Raw genomic sequence first — 21,390 nt, forward strand, 5'->3', positions numbered from 1 at the left:
AATTTGGAGTTTTATCATGCCGCCTCGCCGCTACAACCCCGACCACCGACGTGACGCGCTTCTGGAACGTATTAATAGTGATATTCCGGCAAGCGTTGCCCATGCCCTGAAGGAAGATCTGGGCGGCGACGTCAGCGCCGACAACGATATTACCGCACAATTATTGCCAGAAGAGACACGCTCGCACGCGGTCATTATCACCCGCGAAGCGGGGGTTTTCTGCGGCAAACGCTGGGTTGAGGAGGTCTTTACCCAGCTGGCGGACGACGATGTGCAGGTAACGTGGCATGTTGCTGATGGCGATGCGGTAACCGCCGGTCAGCCACTATTCGAGCTGGACGGCCCATCCCGGATCTTGCTGACCGGTGAACGCACCGCGCTCAATTTCGTGCAAACGCTCTCCGGCGTCGCCAGTGAGGTACGCCGCTACGTAGATCTGCTGGCAGGTACCCGCACCCAGCTGCTGGATACCCGTAAAACCCTGCCGGGCCTGCGTACCGCCCTGAAATACGCCGTGCTCTGCGGCGGCGGCGCAAACCATCGTCTGGGGCTGTCCGATGCTTTCCTGATTAAAGAGAACCATATTATTGCTTCCGGCTCCGTGCGTAAGGCCGTGGAGAAAGCCTTCTGGCTGCACCCGGACGTGCCGGTCGAAGTGGAAGTGGAAAATCTGGAGGAGCTGGACGAGGCCATCAAAGCCGGGGCAGACATTATCATGCTTGATAACTTCGACACGGAGCAGATGCGTGAGGCGGTTAAACGCACCAACGGCCAGGCGCAGCTTGAGGTGTCCGGCAACGTGACGTTTGACACCATCCGCGAGTTTGCTGAAACCGGCGTTGATTACATTTCCGTTGGCGCGCTGACCAAGCACGTACGCGCCCTCGACCTCTCTATGCGCTTCAAATAACGAGTCCTCCCCTCTCCGCCCGGAGAGGGGAAATACGAGACCGCTCGCATTTACGCTGTTCTTCTCTGCAACGCTCACTAAAACCCCTGAAAGCCCCTTCACGTTCACGCTTTTGCTCCTCGTTTCTGCGCGCTGGCACTGCCACAGTAGCGCCACTTAACGTAAGGAGCAGACATGAACAGACAACAAGGATTTACGCTGATTGAGCTAATGGTCGTCATTGGCATTATCGCCATCCTGAGCGCGATTGGCGTCCCGGCCTATCAGAACTACCTGCGTAAAGCGGCGCTCACCGATATGCTGCAAACGTTCATCCCCTACCGCACCGCCATTGAGCTTTGCGCTCTGGATCATGGCGGTGTGGAGCGCTGCGACGCGGGCACCAGCGGCATTCCCTCACCGACAACCACACGCTACGTTTCGGCAATGAGCGTGGCGAAGGGCGTGGTGTCGTTAACAGGACAGGAGAGCCTGAACGGGCTTGAGGTTCTGATGACGCCGATCTGGAGCGACGGCAACGGCATGACGGGCTGGACGCGTGACTGCAAAATGGCATCCGACGCAGCGCTCAGGCAAGCCTGCGAAGACGTTTTCCGCTTCGACAATAACTGACAGGAGTGGATGATGAACACCGAACAGCTTATGACCCTCTGCCAGCGCCATCACGCCCTGCTGCTGGCAAGCGACGCGGACATGATAAGCATTGCCGTGGTGGGAAACCCGGCCTCTGAACTGATGGAGGCTTTGCGCTTCGCCACTCAAAAGCGTATTGATATAGAGTGCTGGACGGCCGAGCGCATGGAAAAACGGCGCCAGTCCGTCACATCATTGCACCTGCCGGGCATAGCGCCAGGCTCGGCCGCTGACGTTCTCAATACGATCCTGCAGCAGGCGGTAAGCCAGCGGGCATCCGACATCCATATTGAACCAGCGGAAAATGGCTACCAGATACGCCTGCGGATTGACGGCGTTCTTTACCCGCAATCGCCGATCGCGGCTGCTCTCGGGACGACGCTGGCCGCGCGCCTGAAGGTGCTGGGCCAGCTGGACATTGCCGAGCGCCGCTTGCCGCAGGACGGCCAGTTTACGGTGGAGCTGGAAAGCAGCCCCGTCTCGTTTCGTATCGCAACGCTTCCCTGTAGCGGCGGAGAAAAAATCGTGCTGCGCCTGCTTCACCAGGTACAGCAAGCGCTGGAGCTCGATCGGCTGGGCATGAGCGCAGACCAGCAGACGCGCTTTGCCGGAGTGCTAAACGGCCCGCAGGGACTGATTCTGGTCACCGGCCCGACCGGTAGCGGAAAAACGGTGACGCTGTACAGCGCGCTGCAGGCGCGAAATACCCCAGACGTTAATATTTGCAGCGTGGAGGATCCTGTAGAAATCCCCCTTGCAGGCCTAAACCAGACGCAGATTAACCCGCGCGCCGGGCTTACCTTTCAGAGCGTGCTGCGCGCTCTGCTTCGCCAGGATCCCGATATCATCATGGTGGGGGAAATTCGTGACGGCGAAACGGCAGAAATTGCCATTAAGGCCGCGCAAACCGGGCATCTGGTGCTCTCCACGCTTCACACTAACTCGACTACCGAAGCGCTGGTACGGCTGGAACAGATGGGCGTCGCGCGCTGGATGATCTCTTCTGCGCTCTCAATGGTGGTTGCCCAGCGGCTGGTGCGTCGGCTGTGCCCGCACTGTCGACAGGAGGCAAGCCGCCACGCCGACCTCCCTCGCAGCCTGTGGCCCCGGCCGCTTCCGCGCTGGCAACCTACCGGCTGCGATCGCTGTTATCACGGATTTTATGGCCGCGTAGCCCTCTTTGAAGTGCTCGTCATCGATGACGCGCTCCGGCAGGCTATTGCCAGTGGAGCGAGTACAGAGGTAATTGGCTCCAGCGCACGTCAGGCGGGAATGACGTCGTTGTTCGAGCACGGCTGTATGGCCGTTGAACAAGGGCTGACCACGCTCGAAGAGCTGTTGCGCGTGCTGGGCATGCCCGATGGCTGCTAACGCCCTCTGGCGCTGGCGCGCGCTGACCATGGAGGGTGATGTGCAGACCGGCACCCTCTGGGCCATCGACCATGATGCAGCTTACGCCGCATTAGTGCGTAAACAGCTTCATCCGCTGGCGCTCAGGCGCTGCCAGCAGCGCCATCGATGGCAGGTACACCACTGCTACGATATTTTTCGCCAGCTCGCCACGCTGTTGCAGGCCGGGCTCACGCTATCCCAAAGCCTGCAAATGCTGGCGGAACAGCATCCTTTACGGCATTGGCAGGCGCTGCTGCACAGCCTTGCTGAGGATCTGAGCGAAGGCTGCGCCTTATCGGAGGCAATGAAGAAGTGGCCAGAGGTGTTTAGCCCTCTTTATATCTCCATGGTAAAAACGGGTGAACTGACGGGAAAGCTCGAAGCGTGCTGTCGCCAGCTCGCGCAACAGCAGAAATCCCAGCAGCTGCTGAGTGCAAAAGTGAAGAAAGCGCTGCGCTACCCGGCGATCGTCCTGACGCTGGCCGTTCTCGTGGTGCTGGCCATGGTTACGCTGGTTTTGCCCGAGTTTGCCGCGATATACAAAACGTTTAACGCCCCGCTTCCGCTTCTCACGCAGGCGGTCATGGGGCTGGCTACCTTCATTCAGGCGCATCTCTTCGCCCTTTTCGCCCTGCTCGCGACGCTGGTTATCGTCGCCTGTAAACTGCGGCGGCATCCCCGCTGGCAGCATATTCTGTTACGCATACCGGTGATGGGCGCGCTGTCGCGCGGGCAAAAGCTGGGACAAATATTTACCGTGCTGTCTTTAACCCAGCAGGCCGGGATCGCATTTCTAGACGGGATGGAGAGCGTGCAGGAAACCGTTGATAGTGGCTACTGGCAGGAGAAAATCCGCGCGGTGCGCAGCGATATTGAACGGGGTATGCCCGTGTGGTCATCCTTTCAGAAAGCCTCTGTTTTTACGCCCCTGTGCATTCAGCTGATACGCACCGGAGAAGTATCGGGTTCCCTGGACGTGATGCTGCTGAATCTCGCACGTCACCATACGGAACGGACATTTGAGCAGGCGGACAGTCTGGCGGCAATGCTTGAGCCTTTGCTGCTGATCGTGACGGGTGTGATTATCGGTACGCTGGTGGTGGCAATGTATCTGCCGGTTTTCCATCTGGGGGATGCGATGAGCGCGGGTTAACGCTGGCGCACGGATGCGCGCCAGCTGTAGCCGTCAGAGGCTATTGAATACGCGGTTTTCCTGCTCCTGAACGCGGATAAACGTCGTGCGTTTAGTCAGCTCTTTCAGGCGGGAAGCACCAACGTAGGTGCAGGCAGAGCGCAAACCGCCGAGGATATCGCGCGCCGTGTTCTCAACAGGGCCACGCAGCGGCAGCTTAACGGTTTTACCTTCCGCGGCACGGTATTTTGCCACACCGCCCACGTGACGGGTCATCGCAGATTCAGAGCTCATTCCGTAGAACAGCATGAATTTCTCGCCGTTTTCTTCCACCACGGTACCGCCGCTCTCTTCGTGACCAGCCAGCATACCGCCGAGCATGACGAAGTCTGCGCCACCGCCAAAGGCTTTTGCTACATCGCCCGGCATGGTGCAGCCACCGTCGCTGATGATCTGGCCGCCCAGGCCGTGCGCCGCGTCAGCGCATTCGATTACCGCCGACAGCTGCGGATAACCCACGCCGGTTTTCACACGCGTGGTGCATACGGAACCCGGGCCAATGCCCACCTTAACGATGTCAGCCCCAGAAAGGATCAGCTCTTCACACATCTCTCCGGTCACCACGTTGCCGGCGATGATGGTTTTCGTTGGCCAGGCTTCACGCGCCTTGCTGACGAACTGCACGAAATGTTCGGAATAGCCGTTCGCCACGTCAATACAGACAAAATTCAGCGCCGGATTCGCGTTCAGGATCTGCCTGGTTTTCTCGAAATCTGCATCAGACGTACCGGTAGACACCATCACATGCTTCACAACGTCAGCAGAGGCGGAGGCAACAAACGCATTCCACTCTTCAGCGCTATAGTGTTTGTGTACCGCAGTCAGGATGTCGAACTGCGCCAGTGCGGTAGCCATTTCGAAGGTACCGACTGTGTCCATGTTGGCGGCAATAATCGGCACGCCAGACCATGTCTGACCGGAATGCTTAAAGGTGAATTGACGTTCGAGTTCAACGTCTGAGCGGCTTTTCAGCGTAGAGCGTTTAGGGCGGATAAGAACGTCTTTGAAACCTAACTTGAGATCTTCTTCGATACGCATGTGCGGATTCCTGGGGTTAGAGGCAAAAATAGTGAAAGCACAACTCCAGTGACGCTATCATACGCACTAATACCTGCTCCGCAAGACTGCGAAAATCACTTTTTTTACGCTACAATCCTATAAATTTACCTGATAAAAAGCGGGTAAAGAGAGCTACACATTCGCTGTTGAAAGTTTGAACTTTAAGCAACTGATTTTATAAATGAATAATTCCCAGGATCTTATGTAATGGGGTATATCGTCGCATTAACCGGCGGCATCGGTAGTGGTAAAAGCACCGTTGCGGACGCGTTTTCTCGTCTCGGCATTACGATTATCGACGCAGATATCATTGCCCGTCAGGTGGTAGAACCAAATACACCCGCCTTACATGCCATCGAAGCACATTTTGGCAGCAGCGTTATACAGGCTGACGGTACGCTAAACCGGCGACAGCTCCGTGAATGCATATTTTCCGATCCTGCGGAAAAGGCCTGGCTTAATGCCCTGCTCCACCCCATTATCCACCAGGAAACCCAGCGTCAAATGGCCGAAGCCAGCTCGCCCTATGTGCTGTGGGTTGTTCCGTTGCTGGTTGAAAACCAGCTTCAGAAAAAAGCGGACAGAACGCTGGTGATTGACGTTTCCCGCGAAACGCAGATCCAGAGAACCATGGCCCGTGACCATGTTTCTCGTGAACATGCTGAACAAATTCTTGCCGCTCAGGCCACGCGCGAAGCGCGCCTTGCCGTTGCGGATGATGTTATTGATAATAACGGCGCACCAGATGCCATTGCATCGGATGTTGCTCGTCTGCACGCGCAGTATCTGACCTTCGCCGCGCAGGCCGTTGCACAGGAAAAACCATAATGTCGACTCATATCCTCTTTGAGCACCCGCTTAACGAAAAAATGCGCACCTGGCTGCGCATAGAATTTCTTATCCAGCAGCTTTCACAACACCTGCCCGTCAACGATCACGCCACCGCGCTGCATTTTTTCCGCAACGTGGGCGATCTGCTGGATGTAATTGAACGCGGCGATGTCCGCACTGAGCTGCTGAAAGAGCTGGAACGCCAGCAGCGTAAACTACAGGCCTGGGCCGAAGTGCCCGGCGTGGACCAAAGTCGAATTGACGCGTTACGCCAGCAGCTGAAAAACAGCAGCACAACGCTGATGGCCGCGCCGCGCGTCGGGCAGTTTCTGCGAGAAGATCGTTTGATCGCGCTGGTGCGCCAGCGTCTGAGCATACCGGGCGGATGCTGTAGCTTCGATCTGCCAACGCTGCATATGTGGTTACACATGCCGCAGGAGCAGCGCGATAGTCAGGTGAACGGCTGGCTGGCGAGCCTGGAGCCGATGAATCAGGCGCTATCGCTGATCCTCGATCTTGTCCGTAATTCTGCCCCGTTCCGCAAGCAAACCAGCCTCAACGGCTTTTATCAGGACAACGGCGACGATGCCGATCTTCTGCGTCTGAACCTGTCTCTAGGCGAGCAGCTTTATCCGCAGATTTCGGGGCATAAAAGCCGTTTCGCGATCCGCTTTATGCCGCTGGACAGCGAACATGGCACCGTGCCGGAACGCCTCGATTTTGAACTGGCCTGTTGTTAAGGAGTGCCGATGTCTGACGTAACTACCGTAAACTGCCCAACCTGTGGGAAAACCGTTGTCTGGGGCGAAGTGAGCCCATTTCGCCCATTCTGCTGCAAGCGCTGTCAGCTTATTGACCTGGGCGAATGGGCAGCGGAAGAGAAACGCATTCCCAGCGAAGGCGACCTCTCGGATAGCGATGACTGGAGCGAGAACCAGCAGTAGCGTTCAAAGCCTGCTGGCGCTTCGCTTAGCAGGCCTACAGGTTGCCCGTTAGCCGGGATATGACGGGCGCATTTGCCGGAGGAAATTTTTCGGCATCACTCGCGTGAAGCGTAACCCAGCCCCCCGGCTGCCCCTCTTTCCCCCAGGGTTCTCCCTCCCAGCTTTCCACAAGCCAGAACCAGAGCGTGATGTGACGATCCGGAAACTGGTATTCCAGCTTATCAAACAGCGTTGCGCCAATCGGAGTAATGCCGACCTCTTCCTGAAGCTCACGCACCAGCGCCTGCTCCGGCGTTTCGCCAGATTCGATTTTCCCGCCCGGGAACTCCCATTTGTTGGCCATGTGCGCATCGGCTGCACGTTGGGTAATGAAGATCTGGTTTTGCGGGTTGCGAATAATCCCGACGGCAATTTGCAGTATTTTCATATTGGCACTTCCATAAAAAAGGCGCAGATATCTGCGCCTTTTCAGTTTGTTATGTTCTTAGCTCAGGCGGCCGTGGCACGCCTTGTATTTTTTGCCGGAACCGCAAGGGCACGGATCGTTACGACCCACCTTACGATCGCCCGTCTGCGCTGCGATTGCCGCTGCGGCCTCGCTTTCGTCGGTCTGGTGGCTCAGCTGCTGCATCTGCGCCAGACGCTCAGCCTCTTCACGACGCTGCTGCTCCATCGCTTCCACTTCTTCCGGCATGCGCACCTGAACTTTGCTCAGGGTGCTGATGACTTCGTACTTCAGCGACTCCAGCATTGCAGCAAACATGGAGAAGGATTCACGCTTGTACTCCTGCTTCGGATCTTTCTGCGCATAACCGCGCAGGTGGATACCCTGACGCAGGTAGTCCATCGCCGCGAGGTGCTCTTTCCACAGGGAGTCCAGCGTCTGCAACATAACGCCTTTCTCGAAGTGACGCATCATCTCGGCACCAACCACCTCTTCCTTACGCTTGTAGACTTCCAGCGCGGTTTCGTAAATACGTTCGCGCAGGGTCTCTTCATGCAGCTCTGGCTCTTTGTCCAGCCACTCTTTGATTGGCAGCTCAAGATCGAAGTCGTTTTTCAGACGTTCCTGCAGGCCTTCAATATCCCACATCTCTTCCAGAGACTGAGGCGGAATATGCGCGTCGATAGTGGCTTTGAACACGTCTTCACGAATGCTGTTGATGGTTTCGCTTACGTCGGACACGTCCAGCAGTTCGTTACGCTGGGTATAAATCGCACGACGCTGGTCGTTAGCGACGTCATCATATTCCAGCAGCTGCTTACGAATGTCGAAGTTGCGACTTTCAACCTTACGCTGGGCGTTAGCAATCGCTTTAGTGACCCACGGGTGCTCAATCGCTTCGCCTGGCTTCATGCCCAGTTTACGCATCATGCCGGAAACGCGGTCGGAGGCGAAAATACGCATCAGCGCATCTTCCATAGAAAGGTAGAAGCGGGAAGAACCGGCATCACCCTGACGACCCGCACGACCACGCAGCTGGTTATCGATACGACGAGATTCATGACGCTCGGTACCGATGATGTGCAGACCACCGGACGCCAGCACCGCGTCGTGACGCACCTGCCAGTCGGCCTTGATCTGGGCAATCTGTTCAGGCGTTGGGTTTTCCAGCTCTGCCACTTCGGCCTGCCAGCTGCCGCCCAGCATAATATCGGTACCACGACCCGCCATGTTGGTGGCGATGGTCACGGCAGCCGGATAGCCCGCCTGCGCAACGATGTCCGCTTCTTTGGCGTGGAACTTGGCGTTCAGAACGTTGTGTTTGATGCCTGCTTTGGTCAGCTCGTTGGACACCACCTCAGATTTCTCAATGGAGATGGTCCCCACCAGCACCGGCTGGCCTTTAGCGGTACGATCGCGAATATCTTCGATGATGGCCTGAATTTTTTCCGCTTCGGTCATGTACACCAGGTCCGGCATATCCTTACGGATCATCGGACGGTTGGTTGGCACAACCACGGTATCCAGCTTATAGATGGAGCTGAATTCAAACGCTTCGGTATCAGCGGTACCGGTCATCCCTGCCAGCTTCTCGTAAAGACGGAAGTAGTTCTGGAAGGTGATGGATGCCAGCGTCTGGTTTTCGTTTTGAATATCCACGCCTTCTTTCGCTTCAACGGCCTGGTGCAGACCATCAGACCAGCGACGCCCCTGCATGGTACGGCCGGTGTGTTCATCGACGATGATGACTTCACCGTCTTTGACGATGTAGTCGACGTCGCGGGTGAACAGCGCATGCGCGCGCAGCGCGGCGGTCACGTGGTGCATCAGCATGATGTTGCTCGGGGAGTACAGGGACTCGCCCTCTTCCATGATGCCTTCTGCTACCAGCAGCTCTTCAATTTTCACCAGACCGCGTTCGGTCAGGTTCACCTGACGCGCTTTTTCATCGACGGAGAAGTGACCTTCACCCTGGAAGGTATCGGAGTCTTCTTTCTCCTGACGCAGCAGGTGAGGAATGATTTTATCGACCTTACGGTACATCTCAGAGCTGTCTTCGGCCGGGCCGGAGATAATCAGCGGGGTACGCGCTTCATCGATCAGAATGGAGTCAACCTCATCCACCAGCGCATAGTGCAGCTTGCGCTGCACACGCTCTTCCGGGCTGAACGCCATGTTGTCGCGCAGGTAGTCAAAGCCGTATTCGTTGTTGGTACCGTAGGTGATGTCGGCGTTATAGGCTTCACGCTTGGCTGGTGCAGGCAGGCCGGACATGTTAATGCCAACGGTCATGCCGAGGAACTCGAACAGTGGACGGTTGTTTTCGGCGTCACGCTGCGCCAGATAGTCGTTGACGGTAACAACGTGAACGCCTTTACCGGTCAGGGCATTCAGGTAAGCCGGCAGCGTTGCGGTCAGGGTTTTACCTTCACCGGTACGCATTTCCGCGATGCAGCGCTCGTTAAGCACCATACCACCGAGCAGCTGTACGTCGAAGTGACGCATGCCGAACACACGTTTACTCGCTTCACGCACAACGGCAAAGGCTTCAGGGATCAGGCTCTCTAAGGTTTCGCCTTTTTCCAGACGCGCGCGGAACTCCGCAGTTTTCGCTTTCAGCTCGTCATCAGAGAGCTTCTCCATCGCCGGTTCCATACCGTTGATGACGTTTACCGCTTTGCGCATGCGGCGCAGGGTACGATCGTTACGACTACCAAAAACTTTGGTTAATAATTTGATTAGCATAATAAATTCTCAAACGCCCCTGATGGGCAGATAAATTAAGGTATTGAAAAAGGTTAATTTAGCTGAGGCGTTGAGGCCCGGCACGGATGCCGTGAACCTGGCTAATCCATGTCGAAATGGAGAATGATGCGGGGGAAACAAAACAGGTTTGTGCCGTCTGACTCACGGTGACGGGCGGCTGGTTGTCCTGCGTCAGAAGCGCATTAAGCGTATCGAGCAGAGCAAGGTGCTGAGCCTGGACCGGCAGCGTTTCTTCAGCAACAGGCATCGTCTGGGGCGCCATCGCGAACGACAGATGGCGGATAACCGTGCGGATGGCGTGCTGCTGCCAGTAATCAACAGAGAAATTTGGACGACGGCTGGCTTCGAGCCACGCGAGGTTAGTAAAGTTAACCCGCGTGGTGAGATCGTGTTTGGTCGTGGTGGAACGCGCCGGCGAAGCCGCTTCTGCGCTGTTGCTGAGCACAGGCAAGCCGAGACTCGCCGCGACCATCCCTAATAAGAGATGCGGCCAGAAGTAACGTCTGCCAAATTGTCGCCAGCGCGTCAGTATTCCGCTCACTTGCTCCACCACATTCGCCCGCCAATGCAGGCTGAGTTCAGTTATTCTTTTTTAGCGCCCAGATATTACCACTAAAGCCAATACACAGCAGCAGGAATGACGCCCCGCAGCAGGTAAAAACGGTCAATAATGCAGCGAACACACCGTTATTCGGCACCCGACGCAGGCCAGGCAGAGAGGGACAAATCAAAGAAGTGCAGAAATAAAAACGACTGGCTTCCCTGGTCGGAGAGAGTACCAGGTGAACCAGTCGCTTTTCTTACGAAACGGCTTGAACCGTTACGCCAGGACCATAGTCGGTGCTTTGAACGCCAGCGGCAGTTCGGCTTCGTCTTCGAAGGTCACATATTCCCAGGCTTCCTGTTTTGCCAGGACTGCCTGCAACAGTTTGTTGTTCAGCGCATGACCGGATTTAAACGCGGTAAATGCCCCAATAATATTGTGACCACACATGAAGAGGTCGCCGATCGCGTCCAGCATTTTGTGACGAACAAACTCATCTTCAAAACGCAGGCCGTCTTCGTTCAGTACGCGATAATCGTCAACAACGATGGCACAATCGAAGCTGCCGCCCAGGCACAGGCCGCGGGACTGCAAATATTCGATATCGCGCATGAAGCCGAAAGTACGTGCTCGGCTGATCTGACGCATAAACGCATCAGCAGAGAAGTTCATCGCATAGCGCTGGGTGCTGGAATCAATCGCCGGATGGTTAAAGTCGATGGTAAAGTCCAACGAAAAACCATTGTACGGTTTGAATTCAGCCCACTTGTCGCCATCTTCGACGCGAACGGTCTCTTTAATGCGAACAAATTTCTTCGCGCAGTTCAGTTCTTCGATGCCGGCATCCAGCAACAGATAAACGAACGGAGCAGCACTTCCGTCCATGATCGGGATTTCTGGCGCATCGACTTCAACAATGATGTTGTCGATACCCAGACCCGCCAGGGCGGCGTTCAGGTGCTCTACGGTAGAAATCCGCACGTCATGCTCGTTCACCAGACAAGTACAGAGCATAGTATCACGCACAGATTTGGCATCGGCCGGAAAATCTACCGGTGGATTCAAGTCGGTGCGACGATAGATGACCCCGGTATTGGCCGGCGCAGGGCGTAACGTCAGTGTGACTTTCTTGCCGGTATGTAAACCGACACCAGTCGCCTGAACGATACGTTTAAGTGTCCTTTGTTTGATCATCGTATAATCTCGCCAAATTAACTATCCAACCGAGAGTGTATATCACTAACGGTGGGCCAGTTTAGCACAAAGAGCGCAAATCCCCAAATTCCAGCCAATTCTTAGTCAGCTTGCTTACGCAGGAACGCCGGGATGTCCAGATAATCTGGCTCTTTTGCCGTTTGTGGAGTCGGGTCGTTCACCACTTTCGCAGCTGGTTTTTGCTCCTGAGTCAGAGGCGCCATACCGTGCTGCTGGTAACGATCCATCACAGGCTGCTGAGTCTGTTTGTTGGTCACCAGAGTGATCTCAGGACGCTTGTCCATACCGATACCGGTCGCAACAACGGTCACACGCAGTTCATCGTTCATTTCCGGGTCAAGGGAAGTACCGATTACCACGGTCGCATTGTCAGAGGCGAATGCACGGATGGTGTTACCCACGGTTTCGAACTCATCCAGACGCAGGTCAAAGCCAGCGGTAATGTTGACCAGCACGCCGCGCGCACCAGACAGATCGATATCTTCCAGCAGCGGAGAAGAGATCGCCATTTCAGCGGCTTCTTCCGCACGGTCTTCACCGCTCGCCACGCCAGAGCCCATCATCGCGTAGCCCATTTCGGACATCACGGTGCGAACGTCTGCAAAGTCAACGTTCATCAGGCCAGGACGGGTAATCAGTTCGGCGATACCCTGAACCGCGCCTTTCAGCACGTCGTTTGCTGCGCCAAAAGCATCCAGCAGAGATATACCGCGACCCAGCACTTTCAGCAGCTTGTCGTTCGGGATGGTAATCAGAGAGTCCACGTGCTTAGACAGCTCGGTGATACCCTGCTCCGCGAAAGCCATACGCTTCTTGCCTTCAAAGTTGAAAGGCTTGGTCACGACGGCAACGGTCAGAATACCTAAATCTTTAGCGACTTCCGCCACAACAGGTGCTGCACCGGTACCCGTACCGCCGCCCATACCTGCTGCGATGAAGACCATGTCTGCACCGTCCAGTGCAGCGCGCAGGGCTTCACGATCTTCTTCAGCCGCATTGCGGCCCACTTCAGGGTTAGCCCCAGCGCCCAGACCTTTGGTGATGCCACCGCCAATCTGGATCGTCTGGCCAACAGCCGTTTTACGCAGTGCCTGCGCATCGGTGTTCACCGCGAAGAATTCAACACCTTCAATGCGCTCGCGCACCATATGCTCTACGGCGTTACCGCCGCCGCCACCGACGCCGATGACTTTAATCACCGCGTCGTTGGTTAATTCCATTGGTTCAAACATAGTTTCTCTCCGTTGTGCCTGTCGCCCGAGACCGCTAATTCTCTCCGGTCTCTTAAAAAATTAAAATTCTTTTCGCAACCAGGTGTTAAGTCGTTTGACCCACGACCCCACCGAGACGCGTTTTTCCACCTCTGCTTCACCACTTAAATGGGATTCTTTCCCGTAGTGCAGCAGGCCCACCGCCGTTGAATAGTACGGCTCCTGAGCATAATCCGTTAAACCGGTGATATTCAGCGGCGCACCAATACGCACCTGCGTATGGAACACGCGCTGAGCGCAGGCCGCAAGACCTTCAATTTGCGCTGCCCCGCCGGTTAATACAATCCCCGCCGCGAGATGATGTTTCACACCCTGCTGGCGAAGCTGTTCCTGTAGCTGCAAAATCTCTTCGTTGACCAGGTTGAGCAGCTCGGTATAGCGCGGCTCGATCACCTCTGCCAGCGTCTGGCGTTGCAGGCTGCGCGGCGGTCGTCCACCAACGCTCGGCACTTCAACGCTCTCATCTTTACCGACGATAGAGCCCAGCGCACAACCATGGCGCACTTTGATCGCCTCTGCATCGCTCGGTGGCGTACCAAAGGCGTAAGCGATATCGCTGGTCACGACGTTCCCGGCGTACGGGATCACTTTGGTGTGGCGCAACGCACCGCCGGTATAGACAGCCATGTCCATTGTACCACCACCAATATCGACCACACAGACGCCCAGTTCACGTTCGTCTTCGGTCAGCACGGAATAGCTCGCGGCCAGACCGGCGAAAATAAGTTGGTCAACTTTCAGGCCACAACGTTCAACGGCTTTTACAATGTTCTTCGCCATATCGTTGTGACATGTGATCAGGTGCACTTTTGCCTGCATGCGTACGCCAGACAGGCCGACCGGATTCTTGATCCCTTCCTGATAGTCGATCGCATATTCCTGCGGGATCACATGCAGTACGCGGTGCTCGTCGCGCACGCGCACGGATTTCGCCGTGTGAACCACGTTCTCAACGTCTTCCTGCGTCACTTCTTCTTCAGAAATCGGCACCATACCGATCTCGTTCTGGCAGCTAATGTGCTTACCAGAGAGGGCCAGATAGACAGAGGAAATCTGGCAATCTGCCATCAATTCAGCCTGGTCGATGGCGCGCTGAACGCATTTCACCACCGACTCAAGGTCGTTTACCCCACCTTTATCCATACCACGGGACGGGCAACTGCCCACGCCAATGATATTGACCATACCGTCGGGCAGAACTTCCCCTACTAAAGCGGCAACCTTCGCGGTGCCAATCTCCAGTCCTACTACCAATTTTCTGTCCGTCGACTTGATCATTGTTGTTCTGCCTGTACCTGTGCCTGATTCTGTTGCTGATTAGGTTCCTCGACCGGAGCCGGCTCCCAACCGACTGCTGCGCCTGAGTCATAGCGCAAATCAACGTAGCTTATCCGTTTGCCATCCGTCTGCGCCTGCTGCTGTAAAACCGGGTAAAGTTCTACAAAACGCGCCAGACGTTTCATTGTGTCGCCGCGGCCAAGGTTGAGCTTAATGCCATTCGTTAAGGTCAACTGCCAGGAGCGGCGCGCCGTCATCGCGGCATCTTTTAACGTAAAGCGGTCCTTAGCCAGCACCTTTCCCATCTCACGAAAACCCTGCAATACTTCGTTTTCGCTGCCTTCCGGGCCATACAGCATCGGTAAATTCTGCTTATTGACACGATCGCTCGGGACGCTGAACGAATTTCCGTCTACGTCAACCATGTGCTGATCATTCCAACGCGCAATGGGCACATATTCAACCAGATGAATCTTCAATTCATCAGGCCATTGCTTTCTTACACTCGCCTGTTTTATCCACGGCAGACGTTCAATCTGGCTCTGGATAATATTGACGTCCTGCGTCATAAAGGTGCCGGGCGATCCCAGCGCCAGTATTGACTGGCGAATATCATCGTTACGCGTGTAATGACGCTCCCCGGTCACAACCAGCTTCGACAGCGGCAACCGCTGCGCATCTTCCATCCAGCCCAGCACCATCCAGCCGCTGATAAACACGGTGCACAGCACCCCGAGCAGGAAGATTATCCCTGCAAGACGCGTTCCATTACTCCGGCGCGAAGAAGAATATTCTTCTTCGTCATCGCGGTTGCGCGTGTTCAATGCAGCCTGAGACATATCAGCCCGCCTGGTCCAGTATACGTACGACTAATTGCGGGAAGCTCATTCCCGCCTGACGCGCCGCCATTGGCACAAGGCTATGGCTGGTCATGCCTGGAGAAGTATTTGCTTCCAGCAGATAAAATTGCCCGTCGCCATCGAGCATCACGTCGATGCGCCCCCAGCCACGACACCCAAGAACATGCCATGCTTTAAGCACCAGAGACTGTAATTCGGCTTCACGTTCATCTTCAAGACCACTTGGACAGAAATATTGCGTCTCATCAGAGAGATACTTCGCCTCATAATCATAGAAGACTCCGGCGGGTTGGATGCGAATTGACGGTAAAATTTCTTCGCCAAGCATCGCGACGGTAAATTCCGGTCCGCTGAGCCATTTTTCAATCAGAACTTCATCATCATGTTGAAATGCCAGCGCTAAAGCGTCCGCCAAATGTGCAGCTTTATCGACTTTAGACATCCCGACGCTTGACCCTTCGCGGCTCGGCTTAACAATAACCGGCAAGCCGAGCGCGGCAATGCGGGCATTAACGCTATCCGACAGCCCTGATTCATATTCACGACGCGTCAGCGCAACCCATGGCGTAACGGGCAGGCCCGCCCCCTGCCACAGCAGTTTGCTGCGCAGTTTATCCATGGAGATAGCGGATGCCATTACGCCGCTGCCGGTGTAGGGCATGCCGATCAGATCCAGCAGCCCTTGCAGGGTACCGTCTTCGCCACCGCGACCGTGCAACGCGATAAAGGCTTTATCAAAGCCCATCGCTTTAAGCTGCGTGACGTCCACCTCTTTCGGATCGACCGGATGCGCGTCTACTCCACCCTCACGCAGGCCCGCCAGCACGGCAGCCCCGGAATTGAGAGAAACGTCGCGCTCGGCGGACGTGCCGCCAAACAGGACAGCAATCTTATCAGCCATGACGCTGGTCCTCCTGAGTTTGCGGCTTCAGTTTGATTTCAGCTAAGGTACGGGCGATTTTGCCGATATTTCCCGCGCCCTGAATCAGGATCAAATCGTTACCCGTCAGGACCGGCGCCAGAATTTCAGCCACCTGAGCCGCGTCGGAAACCAGAATAGGGTCCACTTTACCGCGTGCGCGAATGGTACGGCACAAAGAACGGCTGTCCGCCCCCGGAATCGGCGTTTCGCCTGCGGCGTAAACGTCCAGCATCAGCAGCGTATCGACCTGCGAAAGTACGTTCGCAAAATCATCATACAGATCGCGGGTACGCGTAAAGCGGTGTGGCTGGAAGATCATCACCAGATTCTTCTCCGGCCAGCCCGCGCGCGCCGCTTTGATGGTCGCATCAACTTCGGTCGGATGATGGCCATAATCGTCCACCAGCATCGCCGTGCCCGTTTTACCGTTCACCGGCTCCAGTGGGAATTCACCGAGGAAGTCGAAACGACGGCCGGTACCCTGGAAGCTTTCCAGCGCGCGCAGAATAGCGTCGTCGTCAATGCCTTCTTCCGTCGCCACCGCTACCGCCGCCGCCGCGTTCAGGGCGTTGTGACGCCCCGGAGCGTTCAGGGTGACGTGCAGCAGCTCTTTATCCTGACGCGCCAGGGTGAAATGCCCCTGCGCACCAATCTGTTTGTAATCTTCTACCCGTACGTCAGCATCTTCGCTGAAACCATAGGTGGTGATTTGACGCCCGACGCGCGGCAGCAGCTCGCGGATCACCGGATCGTCCACGCACATCACCGCGCGGCCGTAAAACGGCAGGTTGTGCAGGAAGTTAATAAAGGTCTGCTTTAAGTTCTCGAAGTCGCCCTGGTAGGTATCCATATGGTCAGCTTCGATATTGGTGACGATCGCCACCATCGGCTGCAGGTGCAGGAACGACGCGTCGCTCTCATCCGCTTCCGCAATCAGATAACGGCTGTGGCCCAGGCGCGCATGCACGCCGGCCGCTTTCACCAGACCACCGTTGACGAACGTCGGATCGAGACCCGCTTCCGCATAAATGCTGGACACCATCGCTGTCGTGGTGGTTTTACCGTGCGTGCCGGCAACCGCAATGCCGTGACGGAAGCGCATCAGCTCCGCCAGCATTTCCGCGCGGCGGATCACCGGAATGCGCGCTTCGTGCGCGGCAACGATTTCCGGGTTATCAGCGGAGATGGCGCTCGACACCACAACCACGCTTGCATCGCGCACGTTTTCCGGGCGATGGTTGAAATAGATAGTCGCCCCAAGCGACGCCAGCTGCTGCGTAACAGGGTTTGGCGCCAGATCTGACCCGCTGATCTGATAACCTTCGTTAGCTAACACTTCGGCAATACCGCCCATGCCAGCACCACCGATGCCGACAAAGTGAATGTGCCGGACGCGACGCATCTCGGGCACGATAGAACGCAGTTTTGCCAGTTGTTGTGTATTCATTCTCTAAACGCCATCGACTACTTCAAAAAAATCGTGCAGCGCAACACGCGCTGCGAGAATTATGCCCGGGCTGCCAGGCTCACTTCTTTTGCCACCCGTTCGGTTGCATCCGGGATAGCGGTCGCGCGTGCGCGTTGCGCCATCTCCAGCAATACGTTCCGATTCCAGCCCGCCAGGGTGGTGGCGACCGCCTCGGCGGTAAATTGTGGCTGCTCAAAAATCTTCGCGGCGCCCGCTTTCTCAAGCGGCAGCGCATTCCAGTACTGCTGTCTGTCTTTGTGCTGGAACGGCACGAACAGTGCAGGCAAACCGGCGGCGGCGATTTCGCTCACCGTCAGCGCGCCCGAGCGACAGACCACGACATCGGCCCACGCATAGGCTGCGGCCATGTCGTCAATAAATTCAGTGACTTTATGCTGCGGCTGCCCTTCCTGCGCATACGCGTGCTCAACGGTCTGCTGAGCGCCCTTCCCGCTCTGGTGCCAGATGGTAACGGCCTCACCCAGCTTTGCGGCAACCTGCGGCATCGTCTGATTTAAGATACGAGCCCCCTGGGAACCGCCCACTACCAGCACGCGAACCGGACCATCACGCCCCGTCATGCGGCTCTCAGGCAGCGGCAGCGACAGCACGTCGACGCGCACCGGGTTACCCACAACGTCCGCGTTGGAGAAAGCACCCGGAAATGCCTGCATCACTTTGGTGGCAATTTTTGCCAGCCATTTGTTGGTCAAACCGGCGATGCCGTTCTGCTCATGCAGAACAACGGGAATACCCAGTGACCACGCCGCCAGCCCGCCGGGGCCAGAAACGTAACCGCCCATGCCCAGAACGACGTCTGGCCTGAAGCGTTTCATGATGGCGCGCGCCTGACGCCAGGCGTTAAAAATGCGCACCGGCGCCAACAGCAGCGCTTTGATACCTTTTCCGCGCAGGCCGGAAATGCGAATAAAGTCGATCTCGATACCGTGTTTTGGCACCAGGTCGGCTTCCATGCGGTCCGCGGTTCCCAGCCAGCGTACCTGCCAGCCCTGATCCATTAAATGGTGCGCAACCGCCAGCCCCGGGAATACATGCCCACCGGTACCGCCTGCCATCACCATTAACCGCTTCGGTTGATTCATCGTGAACCTCGTGTAAACGCCTGGGCTTTTTCCAGACGCGTCTCATAATCTATGCGTAACAAAAACATGATGGCCGTCGACATGATCAGCAGACTCGAACCACCATAACTGATCAACGGCAGCGTCAGGCCCTTGGTCGGCAGCATACCCGCTGCGGCCCCAACGTTGACCAGCGCCTGGAAGCTAAACCAGATACCAATTGAGCAGGCCAGGAAACCGGAGAAGCGGTGATCGATCTCCAGCGCTTTCCGGCCAATGGACATGGCGCGGAAAGCGACGAAGAATACCATTAATAGCGCCAATACCACACCGATATAACCCAGTTCTTCCCCAATAATGGAGAAGATGAAGTCGGTATGAGCCTCGGGTAAATACTCGAGTTTTTGCACCGAGTTGCCCAGGCCCTGTCCCCAGACTTCGCCACGGCCAAACGCCATCAGCGACTGCGTCAGCTGATAGCCGCTGCCGAACGGATCTTCCCACGGGTTCCAGAAGGAGGTCACGCGGCGGATACGGTATGGCTCGGCAAGGATCAGCAGCACAACCGCGGAAATCCCCATCCCGATAATGGCGATGAACTGCCACAGCTTCGCCCCCGCCAGGAACAGCATCGCCAGCGTAGTGACAAACAGCACCACCACCGTACCAAGGTCAGGCTGCGCCAGCAGCAAAATTGCCAGCACCAGAATCACGCCCATCGGTTTTAAGAAGCCGCGCAGGTTGTTACGTACCTCATCAACTTTACGCACCAGGTAGTTAGCGAGGTAGCAGAACAGGGAAAGCTTGGTAAATTCCGCAGGCTGGATACGCAGCGGACCGAAGGCGATCCAGCGCGATGCCCCGTTAACGGAACTCCCGACAACCAGAACGATCAGCAGCATGACGATCGACGCAATGAGCATCGCGGTACTGTACCGCTGCCAGAACGACATTGGCAGACGTAAGGTGATCATCGCCAGGCAGAACGCAAGAATGATGTACAGCCCGTCGCGCTTGGCAAACAGGAACGGATCGTTAGCCAGACGCTGTCCGACAGGCATTGACGCCGAGGTCACCATGACAAAACCGATGGCCGCCAGCCCCAGCGTAAGCCAGAACAGCGTGCGGTCGTACATGATCAGGCTGTCGGAATCTTTATCCCGCGAAGCCATCACCCAGCCCTTAAGCGCCGCAAACAGCCATACCAGGATACCAAATCCCGGCAGGCGCGGCATTTTCAGGCGAGGGAGAGATAAACGCATCAGCCTAACTCCTTCGCCAGGCGGGTAAAGAGATCGCCCCGCTGTTCGAAATTCTTAAACTGATCGAGGCTGGCGCAGGCAGGCGAGAGCAGCACCATATCGCCGGGCTTCACGCGCGGGGCAATGAGGCGCATCGCCTGCTCCATGGTCTCGGTTTGCTCGGCAACCTCAGGACGCAGCGCAGCAAGCTCGCCACCATCGCGGCCAAAGCAGTACAGGCGCACGTTATCGCCATTGAGATACTGCTTCAGCGAGGAAAAGTCGGCCGATTTGCCGTCACCGCCCAGCAGCAGGTGCAGCGTGCCGTCAACGTGAAGTCCGTTCAGCGCCGCTTCGGTACTGCCCACGTTGGTAGCCTTGGAATCGTTAATCCAGCGCACGCCGTTGTGCTCCAGCGCCAGCTGGAAACGGTGCGCCAGCCCGGTAAAGGTGGTCAGCGCTTTCAGGCTTGAAGAACGTGGCAGCCCAACGGCATCCGCCAGCGCCAGCGCCGCCAGAGCATTGGTGTAGTTATGCTGGCCAGAAAGCAGCATCTCTTTCACGTTCAACACCTTCTCGCCTTTAACACGCAGCCAGGTTTCGCCCTGCTGGCGGTTCAGGTGGTAATCGCCCATGTTAATGCCAAAGCTGATGCAGCGATCGTCAGCGCCGCGCACCGGCATGGTGAGCGCATCATCAGCGTTCACCACGCAGACGCTGGCGTTTTCATAAACCCGCAGCTTGGCCGCGCGATACTGCTGCAAGCCAAACGGATATCGGTCCATATGATCTTCGGTAACGTTGAGGATCGTCGCCGCCGCGGCATGCAGGCTGGAGGTGGTTTCCAGCTGAAAGCTGGAAAGTTCCAGCACGTACAGCTCGCACCCTTTATCCAGCAGCATCAGGGCAGGCAGCCCGATGTTACCGCCCACGCCAACGTTTTTACCCGCCGCTTTCGCCATCTCCCCCACCAGGGTGGTGACGGTGCTTTTACCGTTCGACCCGGTAATCGCCACGATCGGCGCCTGCGCTTCCCGGCAAAACAGTTCGATATCGCCAACAATCTCGACGCCAGCCTCTGCCGCAGCGCTCAGCGAAGGATGCGCCAGCGCCATACCGGGGCTGGCAACAATCAAATCGGCGGCCAGCAGCCAGTCATCATTCAGACCACCCAGGTGGCGTTCAACCTGCTCCGGCAGCTTGTCCAGACCTGGCGGAGAGACGCGCGTATCCACCACGCGCGGCGTCACGCCGCGCGCAAGGAAAAAGTCTACGCAGGAGAGGCCGGTGAGGCCTAACCCGATGATAACGACTTTTTTGCCCTGGTAATCTGCCAT

20 protein-coding genes are annotated in these 21,390 nt (G+C 56.6%); 7 read left to right on the forward strand and 13 right to left on the reverse strand.

The genetic code is table 11. From position 1 onward, the window contains the following. Positions 1 to 16 precede the first annotated feature (16 nt). The 4 genes from nadC (at position 17) to hofC (ending at position 4,088) form a co-directional block, all read left to right on the forward strand. Positions 17 to 910 (forward strand): carboxylating nicotinate-nucleotide diphosphorylase, encoded by an 894-nt coding sequence (gene nadC / locus IM304_RS05755; protein WP_193354729.1) that lies wholly within the window; start codon positions 17 to 19, stop codon positions 908 to 910. Between the two features lie 174 nt (positions 911 to 1,084). Continuing rightward, complete coding sequence (ppdD, locus tag IM304_RS05760) at positions 1,085 to 1,522, forward strand: prepilin peptidase-dependent pilin (RefSeq protein WP_148420088.1); 438 nt, start codon at positions 1,085 to 1,087, stop codon at positions 1,520 to 1,522. Positions 1,523 to 1,534: 12 nt separating this feature from the next. Beyond that, positions 1,535 to 2,914 carry a type II secretion system protein GspE gene (gene gspE / locus IM304_RS05765; RefSeq protein WP_193354889.1) on the forward strand — a complete coding sequence of 460 codons (1,380 nt, stop codon included), beginning with the start codon at positions 1,535 to 1,537 and terminating at the stop codon, positions 2,912 to 2,914. After that, complete coding sequence (gene hofC, locus IM304_RS05770; RefSeq protein ID WP_193354730.1) at positions 2,904 to 4,088, forward strand: protein transport protein HofC; 1,185 nt, start codon at positions 2,904 to 2,906, stop codon at positions 4,086 to 4,088. The genes gspE and hofC overlap by 11 nt, the downstream gene beginning before the upstream one ends. A gap of 33 nt (positions 4,089 to 4,121) precedes the next feature. Here hofC and IM304_RS05775 read toward each other — a convergent pair whose 3' ends face one another. Further along, the gene (locus IM304_RS05775) at positions 4,122 to 5,165 is read right to left on the reverse strand and encodes a GMP reductase (RefSeq protein WP_148420086.1); all 1,044 of its coding nucleotides are present in this window, start codon (positions 5,163 to 5,165) and stop codon (positions 4,122 to 4,124) included. A gap of 228 nt (positions 5,166 to 5,393) precedes the next feature. On the opposite strand from IM304_RS05775, the gene coaE reads away from it, so the two are divergent. Genes coaE through yacG form a run of 3 tightly spaced genes read left to right on the forward strand, consistent with a single transcriptional unit; the run spans position 5,394 to position 6,961 of the window. Continuing rightward, positions 5,394 to 6,014, forward strand: a complete 621-nt coding sequence (coaE, locus tag IM304_RS05780) for a dephospho-CoA kinase (RefSeq protein WP_193354731.1) — start codon at positions 5,394 to 5,396, stop codon at positions 6,012 to 6,014. Then, entirely contained in the window at positions 6,014 to 6,757 is a 744-nt protein-coding gene (zapD, locus tag IM304_RS05785) for a cell division protein ZapD (protein ID WP_193354732.1), read from the forward strand. Before coaE ends, zapD begins: the two co-directional genes overlap by 1 nt. A gap of 9 nt (positions 6,758 to 6,766) precedes the next feature. Further along, complete coding sequence (gene yacG / locus IM304_RS05790; protein ID WP_003856332.1) at positions 6,767 to 6,961, forward strand: DNA gyrase inhibitor YacG; 195 nt, start codon at positions 6,767 to 6,769, stop codon at positions 6,959 to 6,961. Between the two features lie 34 nt (positions 6,962 to 6,995). On the opposite strand, the gene mutT is transcribed toward yacG, so the two are convergent. The 12 genes from mutT to murD all read right to left on the reverse strand — a co-directional run bounded on the left by mutT (position 6,996) and on the right by murD (position 21,390). After that, positions 6,996 to 7,388, reverse strand: coding sequence for an 8-oxo-dGTP diphosphatase MutT (gene mutT, locus IM304_RS05795; protein ID WP_193354733.1), 393 nt, complete (start codon positions 7,386 to 7,388; stop codon positions 6,996 to 6,998). A gap of 57 nt (positions 7,389 to 7,445) precedes the next feature. Next, positions 7,446 to 10,151 (reverse strand): preprotein translocase subunit SecA, encoded by a 2,706-nt coding sequence (secA, locus tag IM304_RS05800; RefSeq protein WP_148420083.1) that lies wholly within the window; start codon positions 10,149 to 10,151, stop codon positions 7,446 to 7,448. Between the two features lie 58 nt (positions 10,152 to 10,209). Next, positions 10,210 to 10,713: a secA translation cis-regulator SecM gene (gene secM / locus IM304_RS05805; RefSeq protein ID WP_148420082.1), complete on the reverse strand. Its 504-nt coding sequence runs from the start codon at positions 10,711 to 10,713 to the stop codon at positions 10,210 to 10,212. Positions 10,714 to 10,992: 279 nt separating this feature from the next. After that, a complete protein-coding gene (gene lpxC / locus IM304_RS05810) occupies positions 10,993 to 11,910 on the reverse strand; it encodes a UDP-3-O-acyl-N-acetylglucosamine deacetylase (RefSeq protein WP_006810110.1) in 918 nt (305 codons plus the stop codon). 101 nt (positions 11,911 to 12,011) lie between these two features. After that, a complete protein-coding gene (gene ftsZ, locus IM304_RS05815) occupies positions 12,012 to 13,163 on the reverse strand; it encodes a cell division protein FtsZ (RefSeq protein WP_003856338.1) in 1,152 nt (383 codons plus the stop codon). 60 nt (positions 13,164 to 13,223) lie between these two features. Beyond that, a complete protein-coding gene (gene ftsA / locus IM304_RS05820; protein ID WP_003856340.1) occupies positions 13,224 to 14,480 on the reverse strand; it encodes a cell division protein FtsA in 1,257 nt (418 codons plus the stop codon). Continuing rightward, positions 14,477 to 15,319 (reverse strand): cell division protein FtsQ, encoded by an 843-nt coding sequence (gene ftsQ / locus IM304_RS05825; protein ID WP_148420081.1) that lies wholly within the window; start codon positions 15,317 to 15,319, stop codon positions 14,477 to 14,479. The genes ftsA and ftsQ overlap by 4 nt, the downstream gene beginning before the upstream one ends. 1 nt (position 15,320) lies before the next feature. Further along, a complete protein-coding gene (locus tag IM304_RS05830) occupies positions 15,321 to 16,241 on the reverse strand; it encodes a D-alanine--D-alanine ligase (protein ID WP_193354734.1) in 921 nt (306 codons plus the stop codon). After that, entirely contained in the window at positions 16,234 to 17,709 is a 1,476-nt protein-coding gene (gene murC, locus IM304_RS05835) for a UDP-N-acetylmuramate--L-alanine ligase (protein WP_193354735.1), read from the reverse strand. The genes IM304_RS05830 and murC overlap by 8 nt, the downstream gene beginning before the upstream one ends. Positions 17,710 to 17,768: 59 nt before the next feature. Beyond that, on the reverse strand, positions 17,769 to 18,833 hold the full coding sequence (gene murG, locus IM304_RS05840; protein WP_193354736.1) for an undecaprenyldiphospho-muramoylpentapeptide beta-N-acetylglucosaminyltransferase: 1,065 nt from the start codon (positions 18,831 to 18,833) through the stop codon (positions 17,769 to 17,771). Then, positions 18,830 to 20,074 carry a cell division protein FtsW gene (gene ftsW / locus IM304_RS05845; RefSeq protein WP_148420077.1) on the reverse strand — a complete coding sequence of 415 codons (1,245 nt, stop codon included), beginning with the start codon at positions 20,072 to 20,074 and terminating at the stop codon, positions 18,830 to 18,832. Before ftsW ends, murG begins: the two co-directional genes overlap by 4 nt. Next, positions 20,074 to 21,390, reverse strand: coding sequence for a UDP-N-acetylmuramoyl-L-alanine--D-glutamate ligase (gene murD, locus IM304_RS05850; RefSeq protein ID WP_148420076.1), 1,317 nt, complete (start codon positions 21,388 to 21,390; stop codon positions 20,074 to 20,076). Before murD ends, ftsW begins: the two co-directional genes overlap by 1 nt.

The sequence above is a fragment of the Enterobacter cloacae complex sp. P40C2 genome (assembly GCF_014930695.1).
In the GTDB taxonomy this organism is placed as follows: Bacteria; Pseudomonadota; Gammaproteobacteria; order Enterobacterales; family Enterobacteriaceae; genus Enterobacter; species Enterobacter pasteurii.

What these genes read in the sequence shown, in the direction of transcription:
- ftsZ (WP_003856338.1), bottom strand. Translation starts at nt 13,163, where the DNA reads ATGTTTGAACCAATGGAATTAACCAACGACGCGGTGATTAAAGTCATC.
- ftsQ (WP_148420081.1), bottom strand. Translation starts at nt 15,319, where the DNA reads ATGTCTCAGGCTGCATTGAACACGCGCAACCGCGATGACGAAGAAGAA.
- secA (WP_148420083.1), bottom strand. Translation starts at nt 10,151, where the DNA reads ATGCTAATCAAATTATTAACCAAAGTTTTTGGTAGTCGTAACGATCGT.
- IM304_RS05830 (WP_193354734.1), bottom strand. Translation starts at nt 16,241, where the DNA reads ATGGCTGATAAGATTGCTGTCCTGTTTGGCGGCACGTCCGCCGAGCGC.
- murD (WP_148420076.1), bottom strand. Translation starts at nt 21,390, where the DNA reads ATGGCAGATTACCAGGGCAAAAAAGTCGTTATCATCGGGTTAGGCCTC.
- gspE (WP_193354889.1), top strand. Translation starts at nt 1,535, where the DNA reads ATGAACACCGAACAGCTTATGACCCTCTGCCAGCGCCATCACGCCCTG.
- coaE (WP_193354731.1), top strand. Translation starts at nt 5,394, where the DNA reads ATGGGGTATATCGTCGCATTAACCGGCGGCATCGGTAGTGGTAAAAGC.
- nadC (WP_193354729.1), top strand. Translation starts at nt 17, where the DNA reads ATGCCGCCTCGCCGCTACAACCCCGACCACCGACGTGACGCGCTTCTG.
- hofC (WP_193354730.1), top strand. Translation starts at nt 2,904, where the DNA reads ATGGCTGCTAACGCCCTCTGGCGCTGGCGCGCGCTGACCATGGAGGGT.
- ppdD (WP_148420088.1), top strand. Translation starts at nt 1,085, where the DNA reads ATGAACAGACAACAAGGATTTACGCTGATTGAGCTAATGGTCGTCATT.
- murG (WP_193354736.1), bottom strand. Translation starts at nt 18,833, where the DNA reads ATGAATCAACCGAAGCGGTTAATGGTGATGGCAGGCGGTACCGGTGGG.
- yacG (WP_003856332.1), top strand. Translation starts at nt 6,767, where the DNA reads ATGTCTGACGTAACTACCGTAAACTGCCCAACCTGTGGGAAAACCGTT.
- lpxC (WP_006810110.1), bottom strand. Translation starts at nt 11,910, where the DNA reads ATGATCAAACAAAGGACACTTAAACGTATCGTTCAGGCGACTGGTGTC.
- ftsW (WP_148420077.1), bottom strand. Translation starts at nt 20,074, where the DNA reads ATGCGTTTATCTCTCCCTCGCCTGAAAATGCCGCGCCTGCCGGGATTT.
- murC (WP_193354735.1), bottom strand. Translation starts at nt 17,709, where the DNA reads ATGAATACACAACAACTGGCAAAACTGCGTTCTATCGTGCCCGAGATG.
- zapD (WP_193354732.1), top strand. Translation starts at nt 6,014, where the DNA reads ATGTCGACTCATATCCTCTTTGAGCACCCGCTTAACGAAAAAATGCGC.
- ftsA (WP_003856340.1), bottom strand. Translation starts at nt 14,480, where the DNA reads ATGATCAAGTCGACGGACAGAAAATTGGTAGTAGGACTGGAGATTGGC.
- IM304_RS05775 (WP_148420086.1), bottom strand. Translation starts at nt 5,165, where the DNA reads ATGCGTATCGAAGAAGATCTCAAGTTAGGTTTCAAAGACGTTCTTATC.
- mutT (WP_193354733.1), bottom strand. Translation starts at nt 7,388, where the DNA reads ATGAAAATACTGCAAATTGCCGTCGGGATTATTCGCAACCCGCAAAAC.